This is a genomic window from Rheinheimera sp., assembly GCF_020217005.1.
GTDB lineage: Bacteria > Pseudomonadota > Gammaproteobacteria > Enterobacterales > Alteromonadaceae > Pararheinheimera.
In genome coordinates, this window is the sequence record NZ_JAIWOI010000083.1 from 1 (window position 1) to 10,000 (window position 10,000).

At 47.1% G+C, this 10,000-nt stretch carries 9 protein-coding genes and 1 pseudogene; 4 read left to right on the forward strand and 6 right to left on the reverse strand.

The window, feature by feature from the left end; genetic code table 11:
• Positions 1 to 461 (reverse strand): TonB-dependent receptor plug domain-containing protein (locus LDL40_RS04035; RefSeq protein WP_300993855.1); only part of this gene is annotated, 461 nt, incomplete at its 3' end.
• 329 nt (positions 462 to 790) lie between these two features.
• Here LDL40_RS04035 and LDL40_RS04040 point away from each other — a divergent pair.
• Positions 791 to 3,349 carry an EAL domain-containing protein gene (locus LDL40_RS04040; protein WP_300993856.1) on the forward strand — a complete coding sequence of 853 codons (2,559 nt, stop codon included), beginning with the start codon at positions 791 to 793 and terminating at the stop codon, positions 3,347 to 3,349.
• On the opposite strand, the gene LDL40_RS04045 is transcribed toward LDL40_RS04040, so the two are convergent.
• Positions 3,326 to 4,636 carry an AarF/ABC1/UbiB kinase family protein gene (locus LDL40_RS04045; RefSeq protein ID WP_300993857.1) on the reverse strand — a complete coding sequence of 437 codons (1,311 nt, stop codon included), beginning with the start codon at positions 4,634 to 4,636 and terminating at the stop codon, positions 3,326 to 3,328. The genes LDL40_RS04040 and LDL40_RS04045 overlap by 24 nt on opposite strands.
• Positions 4,637 to 4,815: 179 nt before the next feature.
• On the opposite strand from LDL40_RS04045, the gene LDL40_RS04050 reads away from it, so the two are divergent.
• Positions 4,816 to 5,460 carry a hypothetical protein gene (locus LDL40_RS04050; RefSeq protein ID WP_300993859.1) on the forward strand — a complete coding sequence of 215 codons (645 nt, stop codon included), beginning with the start codon at positions 4,816 to 4,818 and terminating at the stop codon, positions 5,458 to 5,460.
• Between the two features lie 146 nt (positions 5,461 to 5,606).
• On the opposite strand, the gene LDL40_RS04055 is transcribed toward LDL40_RS04050, so the two are convergent.
• The gene (locus LDL40_RS04055; RefSeq protein ID WP_008897616.1) at positions 5,607 to 5,816 is read right to left on the reverse strand and encodes a cold-shock protein; all 210 of its coding nucleotides are present in this window, start codon (positions 5,814 to 5,816) and stop codon (positions 5,607 to 5,609) included.
• A 182-nt stretch (positions 5,817 to 5,998) separates the two neighbouring features.
• Positions 5,999 to 6,394 carry a response regulator gene (locus LDL40_RS04060; protein ID WP_300993860.1) on the reverse strand — a complete coding sequence of 132 codons (396 nt, stop codon included), beginning with the start codon at positions 6,392 to 6,394 and terminating at the stop codon, positions 5,999 to 6,001.
• Between the two features lie 478 nt (positions 6,395 to 6,872).
• Here LDL40_RS04060 and LDL40_RS04065 point away from each other — a divergent pair, with 478 nt between their 5' ends.
• On the forward strand, positions 6,873 to 7,721 hold the full coding sequence (locus LDL40_RS04065) for a LytTR family DNA-binding domain-containing protein (protein ID WP_300993861.1): 849 nt from the start codon (positions 6,873 to 6,875) through the stop codon (positions 7,719 to 7,721).
• Positions 7,722 to 7,766: 45 nt separating this feature from the next.
• On the opposite strand, the gene LDL40_RS04070 is transcribed toward LDL40_RS04065, so the two are convergent.
• Together LDL40_RS04070 and LDL40_RS04075 are read right to left on the reverse strand one after the other, a co-directional pair.
• On the reverse strand, positions 7,767 to 8,159 hold the full coding sequence (locus LDL40_RS04070; RefSeq protein WP_300993862.1) for a hypothetical protein: 393 nt from the start codon (positions 8,157 to 8,159) through the stop codon (positions 7,767 to 7,769).
• A 145-nt stretch (positions 8,160 to 8,304) separates the two neighbouring features.
• Positions 8,305 to 9,588 carry a leucine-rich repeat-containing protein kinase family protein gene (locus LDL40_RS04075; protein WP_300993863.1) on the reverse strand — a complete coding sequence of 428 codons (1,284 nt, stop codon included), beginning with the start codon at positions 9,586 to 9,588 and terminating at the stop codon, positions 8,305 to 8,307.
• 143 nt (positions 9,589 to 9,731) lie between these two features.
• Between LDL40_RS04075 and LDL40_RS04080 the strand changes: the two are divergent.
• Positions 9,732 to 10,000 (forward strand): annotated as a pseudogene (locus tag LDL40_RS04080) (glutathione-dependent disulfide-bond oxidoreductase); the annotation flags it as partial.

The window sequence follows — 10,000 nt, forward strand, 5'->3', positions numbered from 1 at the left end:
GGGCTTTTATACACTTCCACTGAGTTGATCAGTTCAGCTGGGAATTGCTCGTAACGCACGTCACGGCTAGGTTCAGCACTGACAATTTCACGACCATTCATAGTGGCAGCGTTTAAACGAGCGCCTAAACCACGGATAGAAATACTGCTGGCGTTACCTCTGTCACGTTCTGCCGCTACACCTGGCAAACGGCCTAAGGAGTCAGCGATAGTCACGTCCGGTAACTGACCTAAATCATCGGTAGAGATAATTTCTACCGTTGATTCTGAAAACTTTTTCTGCATTAACGACTTGCTTAGCGTGGCACCAAAACCTCTGACTTCAATGGTTTCGATTTGCTGTTCAGCGGCTTTAGCTTTTTGCTCTGTGGTATTTTCTTCGCTTTGCGCTTGTGCATGCTGCATAGCAAAAATTTGCGTCATAGCTAAAGCTACAACGGTCAATTTGAATTTGCCTGTCATTTCCTACCCCTGTCGGTATCAATCATTATTTTTTTATGCGCTAAGCTGATTTTTTGCTGTCGGATCAGCGGTGCACCCTACCTTTATATCACTCAAGGTAAACGTTTACCAAAGTTTTTTACACATATGAAACAGGCCAAACATCAAAACATTGAATTTATTGAAAATATAATCAGGTAATCGATTTCCAAGAACAGGGAAAACTTACGCTTTAAACGCTGGAACTTCAGCACAACTGGCTTAAGTTGACTGCTGTTGTTTCAGATCAAGATTGCCACCCCGCTTACGCCTTAAACTTTGCTGCAGTCACAGAACAACAGGACCTGAAGATGAATCAGCCACTTAGCACTGAATGGAGCCCTTTGTCCTCAGGACAGACAGTGGCCCAAGTGCTACAAAAAAATCTGATTTGCTGCGAACCTCAGCACAGCATACAGCAAGCGGCCAGCCTGATGCGGCAGCACAATATCAGCTGTATTCTGGTGAAAAAAAATGAGCTGATCCTGGGAATCTGGACCGAATCCGACTGCAAAAAACTGGATCTGTCGGATCCGTCAGTATTGCGCCAACCTGTATCCCTGGTCATGAGCTGCCCCGTTCTTTCAGTGTCCGACCACTGCAGCACCAGCGATGCTGCGGCACTGATGAAACAAAAAGCCGTCAGGCGTTTATTAGTAACAGACTCAGCGCATCAAGCCATAGGTATTGTCACTCAGACAGATCTGATCCATCAGCAGCCGCTGGAGCATTATTTAGTCTTGCGTGATATCAGTTCTATTCTGGTTGAATTGCCTTTGCTGCTGCAGGCGGAGCTTACCGTAGCTCAGGCGGCTATTCTGATGCAGCAAACACAAAGAGATGCCGCCATAGTGCAATTTGACTGCGAGTCTCAGCACAGTGCTGAATACGGCATAGTGACAGAACGGGATTTGGTTCACTTTGTCGCCACAGAGCGTACTTTGTGTACCTTAGCAGAAGTCGCCACCCGCCCCTTGCTGACTCTGCCACTGCACAGCAGTCTGCTGCAGGCAGTACGGCTTTTACGTGAACAGGGATTCCGCCATCTTGGGGTCACTGACAGTTATGGCAAACCTGTAGGTCTGTTGTCTCACAACCATATACTGCTGAATATGGAGCATCTATATATCAGTGAGTTAAAGGCCGCATTGCAGGCCAGAGACAAGGCGCTGCGCAGTTCCGAAAGCAGTTTGCGTTTAGCCTACAAAGTGATAGAGGCCTCGCATGATGCTGTGATGATCACAGACGCCAGAGGTGTTATTCAATCGGTGAACCCAAGCTTTTGTAAGTTGACAGGCTATAGCATGAACGAAGCCGTAGGCCAAACTCCGAACCTGCTGAGCTCAGGCCAACATGATGAGAGTTTTTATCGGCAAATGTGGCAACGGCTTCAACAACAAGGCTACTGGCAGGGCGAAATCTGGAATAAGCGCAAAAACGGTGAAATTTATCCTGAGTGGCTATCGATCAGTGCCGTAAGGGACGAAAACGGTGCCATCAATCAATATGCTGCAATTTTCTCCGATATTACAGAACGTAAAAAACGCGAACAAAAAATTCATGAGCTGGCCTATTTTGATGAGCTGACAGGGCTGGCCAACAGGCGTTTATTTCAGGACCGACTGGAACAGGCTTTGGCCAACGCCAAACGCCACAATCACCAGTTGGCCGTGCTGTTTCTTGATCTGGATTTGTTTAAGCGCATTAACGATACCCTGGGCCATCAGGCTGGGGACGAAGCTTTGCGTCAGGTGGCTACCCGATTGCAAAAAGCCAGCAGAGCAGGTGAATCTGTTGCACGCCTCGGCGGCGACGAGTTTACCATGCTGGTGCCTGAGTGTGACGGTGTTCATGACATTGAAAAATTGGCGCAACGAATAGTAGCGCAGTTTGATTTACCTTTTCAGATCCAGCAGAACGAGTTGGTGTTGACCACTAGCCTGGGCATCAGCATCTATCCGCAGCATGGCGCAGATGCAGGAGAACTGCTGAAATTCGCAGATGCGGCTATGTATCAGGCGAAAGAATCTGGCCGGAATAAGTACAGTATTTACACCCGAAGCGTGGGCCAACGTCATGATCAGGCGTTGCAATTAGAACAGGCGCTGCGTAAAGCCCTGTCTTTGCAACAAATAGAAGTCTATTACCAACCCAAAGTTGATTTACAGACAGGACAGATCCAAAGTCTGGAAGCTCTGGTCCGCTGGCGTGACAAAGAATTAGGCGAAGTCGCACCCTCACGCTTTATTCCAATAGCTGAAACTTTGGGATTGATCCATCAATTGGGGCAACAGGTGTTGCGGCAAGTCTGTCATCAGTTACAAAAATGGGCCAGGCTGGCAGTGCCTGTCGCTGTGAACATCTCAGCAAAAGAACTTGCAGCTCCGGCGTTTTTACCTCAGTTAAAGCAGATCCTGGCAGAAACTGCGGTCAACCCACACTTACTGGAACTGGAAATCACTGAAAGCTGTCTGCTACCCGAACGTGCCACTCAGACCCAACAGGTGCTGCAACAAATACGACAGTTGGGCATACGATTGGCGATAGACGACTTTGGTACAGGGTATTCCTCTTTGTCCTATTTGCGGCATTTACCGATCAACAGTCTGAAGATTGACAGAAGTTTCATTAACGCCTTACCGGACAATACCAGCGATCGTCAAATCACCAGCGCTATTATCGCTATGGCCAATGCGATGGGGCTTGATGTGATAGCGGAAGGTGTTGAAACTCAGGCGCAACAAGACTTTTTATTAGCTGCTGGTTGCCAGCTCGGCCAGGGCTATTGGTTTGGTAAAGCAGCGGACCACTATGCCACTTTGCAGCTATTGCAAAACCAGATCCCATCAAGTCAGGTAAGGATCCAATAACTGCCTGACATTGACATTAGCCTTCAACCTTGCCGCCAGCAGATAGAGGCCAGCCATCTTTCGATGCAAAAATATCGCGGCGACAGGAGGTGTATGCCAGTAGTTTTGCTGCATACTCAAGGCGGTTCCTGCCTGGCGTACCCGTTGCGCTAAATCAGTCTGGCCAAAAGCATAAGCTATATGCTGCTGCACAGGCTCAGAAATCAACTGAACCAAAGATAGAATGGCGTGCTTTTGCGCTGGCAAAATATCCTGGCTAAAAAAACCTATCTGCCGCATCGCCTGCTCCATTCCAGCCAGATCTGACTCCACAGCAGAGCGCAATAACTGGCGATAGCCCAAACAGATTGTCTCCGGATAATCTCTGCAGGCACCAAAATCCAGCAGTACCAGTTGTTCCGTCTCAGCTTGATACAGGTAATTAGCAAAATTAGGATCGGTTTGCACCAGCCTGAACTCAAACACCTCACGAAATAACAGGGCAAAAAGCTGAGTCATAGCCCAGTCACGCACTGGCTGGGGATAATGCTGCAGCGACTCAACAGGCACCCCTTCAACAAAACTCATAGTCATTAGCTGTGAGGTACTAAGTTCAGGGTAAAGTTTAGGCAATACAAAGTTCGGATCTGCAGCAAGCAAAGCCTGATAACGCTGCAAATAGGCGGCCTCCTGCAGATAATCAGCTTCCTGATGCAGCTGAGTTTTAGCCTCAGCAAGCACAGAGCTATAGTCAAAACCTTGAGGAACCAGACCACTGAGCTTCAGTAACATAGCCACGTTATCTACATCGCTGTCTATACTCTGCCGTATCCCGGGGTACTGCACTTTAACCGCCAGTTTTTGGCCATTATCATGATGAGCCAAATGCACCTGCCCAATTGAAGCTGCAGCCATAGGCACAAAAGTAAATTGAGAAAAATGCTGTTGCCAGTCTTCACCCAACTCAGTGCGTAAAACCAGCGCAAGTTCTTTTGGTAACATAGGATTGGCGTTAGAGCGCAGCCTTGCCAGTATCTCTGTAAGCTCGGCAGGCAGCAGGTCTCCAGCGTCCATCGACAACAACTGCCCCACTTTCATTGCAGCGCCACGCAACTGCGCCAGTTTGTCACTGACCCGCATCAGATTAGCTGGCGTTAGCAACAGCTCTCTGGCCTTTGGCTTCTGCCCTTGTGCCCACTGTCTGGCACCATGCACCAACACAGAACCAGCAATACGTCCGGCTACAGCAGCAAGTCCTCCCAAACGCGCCAAAGGTTGACGAGGTAATTTAGTGGATTTGTCAGTCATATAAGTCCGGCAGTACATACAAGATACTGACAATACGAAGCTACATGCTATTCGGCCCAACAACAAGGCTATCATTCGCTTTATCCATTGGCATCACAGCTGCTTTTCGGCATACTTTAACTTCGCCCGCAGCATGCAATCAGGCCCGGAAACTCAGGCCGCCCGGAAGATGTATTGATATGGATAGCAAAGTAGAAATAGAAAAAATTGAGCACAGACTCAGAGAGATTAACAGACTGAAGTTAAAACTAACCTTTGGTAATGTGCCTGCGTTTTACCATGCGGTCGCTACCTCACTGGGTATGGCCGAGGGCATGTTGAAGTACGGCTTTGAAAACTCGTTAGATATTCTAACCGACCAACGTAACTGGAACTTAAAAAATCTTGGCGGAACAGAAGACGCGGCAGGACAAATAGTTTGTCCAAAAAAACCTCGTTTATCTGTCTATAAAGTCTTTACGGCCCATGGTTTTGAAATTCACTGCCTGCCTTGGAAAGGCTCAAGAGAGTTTGACTTCGAGCTGGCCAATCATCCGCAAATGGACTTTAAATTCTGGCGTCCAAACTCCATGAAAACTGTATTCCGTATTGCTGGTTTACATACCTTTATCAAAATGTATTTTGAACACGGCGACGAGGCTGATTTGCAGCTGATCCGTTGTGCGCACAACATAGCCGAAGAATTTGTTGAGCTTCTGGTGCCACAGTTTGATACGCAAAAAGTCTTTGGCGTCACTATCCAGAACTTTTTCGATTTTGCAGAAATGAAATTTAAGGCCGGAGAAGAGATCTATTTACCTAAAGTGTATGCGCTGCAGGAATAACCTGCGCTTCACGCCTGAGTAAGTAGTGACTCTGTGCACTGAAAAGCACCAATAAAAAAAGGCAGCTGCTGTGCAGTTGCCTTTTTTTGTGTTGTAACCAGTGCAATCAGATTAAATCTGTGCCCCCTGGTGACTGTAATTAGAAATTACAGAACAACAATTTTCTCAGCCTGTGGGCCTTTTTGACCTTGTGTTACAGTGAACTGTACACGTTGGCCTTCTTGCAGAGTTTTGAAACCCGTGCTTGAAATTTCGCTGAAGTGAGCGAAAACGTCTGGACCTGAAGCCTGTTCGATGAAACCGAAACCTTTAGTTTCGTTGAACCATTTTACTGTGCCGGTAGTTGTATTAGACATGGTATATACCTGTATTTAATAAAATTAATATGCCTGGTTTCAGGCGGTGGTGCTGTAAGAGATGTTTTAACTTATGAATACAGGACGTACTAAAACAACAGTAACATTCGTTGTGGTGCATAAATAATGAACAGACTAACAAAGCAAGGCCAGTGTATAGGTTTTCAGAGCTGTGTCAAAGCTTATTTCACTGCGTTATTAAAATAAGCAGTTTTATAACGCTCTATATCTGTCACAAACTGCCGTATCACCTCAGCTTTAGCTGGTTTGCGATAGTAGTTAATATTGTCATTCACCGCCTGATCTTCGACATAATTCAGAATATTGGAGGTTAATAATCCAATAAAACAACCCTTATCAATGCTGCGGATCCAACGCGCCAGCTCCAGGCCATTACGCCCTGGTAAGTTATAGTCCAGCGAATAAGCATCAAATCTCTGTTGTTCTATTAACGCCATAGCTTCTTCAGCGCAGCCTGCAGTAAAACAACTCCAATCCGGTCTGAAAGACTGTACATAGCCTTTAGTCAACATTAGGCACACCTGGCTATCGTCCACTATTAATAACTTAAAGGTCATAAGTCCATTCATCCTCTTCCATGTAACCTAAATAGAAAAACTCCAGAGTCCATTACTGTAGTAAGACCCAGCAGAATTCTCCAGTCTGGAATTCGCTGACTTTTTTAATAAAAACAAACAACTCATTCAAACTATCCGGGCTTAGTCCAGAGATCACTACAGGAACTGCAGCGCTTAACTTTTGGCCAGGCGCTCTGTTTTCGCTCTGAGACCGGAAAATGCAGGCAGGTATTTTTATCAAACCAATGACCGCGCTGTGCTACTTCGTCACATTAAACGGCGTTTCGTCACTTTGTGGTGTTTCGACTTATCCAGCTGTGGAAGGATCCAGCAGATCCATGCCGCCCCGTAGAAAGGTCGGCTCACTCACACCGAACAAACAGCTGATATCGCTGCACTGCATATTGATTAACCCTTTGTTGTGGTCCGGAATTTCAGCCTGTTGTGTTACTCACTATTTTATGGTCACAGGATAATTATGGCATCCATCACAAAACTGAAAGCCCCGGAATGGGCCACTTTATGCAACCGGCAGTTGATCGGTGCTGTCACTGTGCTGCTGCTGTGCTCCGTCGCCTATTGTTATCTGTTAGCCAGTATTGAGGGAGATAAAGCCAATCTGACTTTATCCACCTTTTGGGCGCTGTCCGACTGGGGATTGTGGCCACTCCTTATTCCTGTGCTGGTGCAACAGATTGCCGCCAATCAGCAATTAGAGCTTGCAAGCAACAAACAACTTAGTCTCGCTTTGAGAGCCACAATCTGGATGCCACTGGCCGCCCTGTTGCTGCGTTGTGGCTTTGAATTCGTGATGACCGAAACATCAGCGCTGCACCTGCTGACTCTGGCCAGCAAAAGGGCGCCTGTGTATCTGGCTGTCTGGCTATTGCTGCTGGCCTCTGTGTTCTGGAAAAAACATCGTTACGCTGCGACACTACAGCGACAAGGTGTCACGGCACAGCATGGTGTAAAGCCAGCACAAACTCTGGTCGTGCACTCCAGTCAAGGTGAACATGTAGTCCGGCTGGATGAGATCCAATATCTGAAGGCCTGCGGTAATTACATAGAGGTGAAAGTGCAGGATAGCCTTTATCTGATGCGGGCAACCATGAAAGCACTGGAAACTGTTTTAGAAGGTTCGCCTCTGGTGCGCTGTCACCGCTCTTTTTTTGTCAATATGAGCTACGTATTCAGCATAGATTATATAGCCACAGGCAATCACGACATTGTGCTGAACAGCGGTGAAAAAATCCCTGTCAGCAAAAGTTTCAGGGATCAGTTTCGCACTGTGTATCGTCAATCCGGCGGTGTTTCACGCACAAGCTAAGCCTTTCTCCACTGAGTGCGCGTAAAGGAGAGCTCTTAGAAGCTGTTACACCAGTTTTAAAGCTTTTACAGTGGCTTTACCATCCAGCTTATCCTGATAGACAGGGCTGATACGGATCCAATATTCCCCGTTACGCTGTTGCTCTACCTGATAAAACAGACCAGAAGCTGAAACCATAAATGCCTTGTCTTTGAGCCGCAACTTTTTTTTGCCCTCCTGCAGATACTCGTAGTGACCAGCCGCTTTTGGACTTAACTTAAGGTAAATTCCGCTGTAGTGATTTGTTTTCGAATTGCCATGCTGCAGAAAAGCAGGCACTGAAGCATAACGTTCAGCGTCAGCTGGCAAGTCCAGAGCAAACGCAGTACTGCTGCCTGTAAAAGGGCTCATCATAACAGCTGAAGATATCAGGATATTGCGGATTAATGCATAAGGCATAGTGTTGTCCTCTTGTTGTCAGGATCAGGTTGCTGTGTTTGATAACAAACGACACACAGCCACTCTGGTCCCTATCAACAAAGGACCTCAAGGACAAAGTGCTCAATCGACTACAACAGTGACTAATGGATAAATCCAGAGCTGCTTACGCAGAAAACACTGGCATCAGTTGAATAAAGTCTGGTCTTAACTTAGCTAAACTCTGCAAGCAAGACTGCACTAAGGCCTGATATTTGTCGTCAAACACCCGCTGTTCTTCACTGCTTAACAAACTCCGCATATCCAATAACCAATAGCCAAAAGCCCTGACTTCCAGCGCACAAAACAGTTGTTGCTGCTGCAGTGGTAACGCCTGCAGGGCTGTGGCAGCACCAAAGTCCCCCAGATACAAATCCGCTTTGTCATTGCTCAGCATATTGTGGGCATATAAATCACCGTGGGCTATCTGCTGCTGATGCAAATGCGCCATAACATTCACCACTTGTCCAGCCAGCCGGATGAGCTGCAATAGAGTCAGGCTTTGACCTTGAGTAAAGGTATCGCGGGTACAACTATCAAAAGAAGGCGGTTGTCCCAGCACAGAAAATGAAGCAGGCACCAGTTCCATCACTAAACCAGGTAACTCACTGTCTATGAGCTTAGCTTTTACAGTAATCAGATTCGGATGCGAGCCGGCATTAAGATAATTATTCATTTCATCTTTGGGACAGCCATCACTGGTCACCCAGCCTTTAAACTGCTTTAAAGCCACCAGCTCAGGATCCTCGCCAAAGCGCGCCTGATAAATCACACCGGACGCGCCTTCGCCTAATTTATGTAACAGTTGATACTGCTGCAAACTATGGGCAGCAACAGCTTGAGCTTCAGGCACAGGACAGGCAGGGTTAGCACCCAGCGCCAGCCAGGCCAGCTTTGGCAGCTCAAATAACCAGTCGGGGAACATCTCAAACTTGTTGAGTGATAGCCTTAATAATCCCAGCTCACGGCATTGCTGCATGGAATCAGGCAAGTAAGACAACTGGTTGCCCGCCAGCGCTACTTTTCTCAGCTTAGTGTAGCGTCCAAAATCTTCTGGTAATGCGCTCAGTTGATTGTCTGTCAGAATTAACCATTCCAGTTGTTCCGGCAAAACACCCTGTGCAAAGTCTGTGAGCTGATTGCCTTTAAAACTGACCATCAGCAATTGTGGGCAAAGACTTAATACAGCAGGAATATGGCGGAACTGGTTGTTGGTTAAAAACAACCGCTTTAGCTTTTTAAAACGAAACAAATCCGCCGGCAAATCTGCTAAGTCGTTGCCAGATAAATCCAGAATCTCCAGGCTGTCAGTAAAACGGTATAACTCAGCCGGAAATTCATTCAGGCCGACAGAGAGATTGATACGGCTTAATGGCGCTGTAGTTTGCGCTAAAGTGTCAAGACTAAACATAAAAACTCTGCCTGCTGAAAAAGCCGGATTGTACAGTTGTGAGCACAAGAGGGCAAAACTCAAAACCTTCCCCCTTGAGATCCGCACAAAACCTACCAATATCTAATGAACCAACCCCACCGACCAGCAGCACAGGAGATACTATGAGTAACACTTACACCCCACCCAAAATTTGGAGCTGGGATAGTCAAAATGGCGGTGCTTTCGCCAGCATCAACAGACCTGTTTCTGGCGCTACTCATGACAAACCTCTTCCCACAGGCGAGCATGATCTGCAGCTGTATTCTATGGCTACGCCCAATGGGGTTAAAGTGACAGTGATGCTGGAAGAGTTGCTTGAGGCCGGTCATACAGCGGCAGACTATGATGCCTGGTTAATCAGCATCCGGGATGGCGATCAGTTTGGCAGCGG

Bases quoted from the DNA above. Each gene is read 5' to 3' on its own strand.
- LDL40_RS04045 (WP_300993857.1), bottom strand. From the start codon at position 4,636: ATGACTGACAAATCCACTAAATTACCTCGTCAACCTTTGGCGCGTTTG.
- LDL40_RS04070 (WP_300993862.1), bottom strand. From the start codon at position 8,159: ATGCCTTATGCATTAATCCGCAATATCCTGATATCTTCAGCTGTTATG.
- LDL40_RS04055 (WP_008897616.1), bottom strand. From the start codon at position 5,816: ATGTCTAATACAACTACCGGCACAGTAAAATGGTTCAACGAAACTAAA.
- LDL40_RS04075 (WP_300993863.1), bottom strand. From the start codon at position 9,588: ATGTTTAGTCTTGACACTTTAGCGCAAACTACAGCGCCATTAAGCCGT.
- LDL40_RS04065 (WP_300993861.1), top strand. From the start codon at position 6,873: ATGGCATCCATCACAAAACTGAAAGCCCCGGAATGGGCCACTTTATGC.
- LDL40_RS04060 (WP_300993860.1), bottom strand. From the start codon at position 6,394: ATGACCTTTAAGTTATTAATAGTGGACGATAGCCAGGTGTGCCTAATG.
- LDL40_RS04050 (WP_300993859.1), top strand. From the start codon at position 4,816: ATGGATAGCAAAGTAGAAATAGAAAAAATTGAGCACAGACTCAGAGAG.
- LDL40_RS04040 (WP_300993856.1), top strand. From the start codon at position 791: ATGAATCAGCCACTTAGCACTGAATGGAGCCCTTTGTCCTCAGGACAG.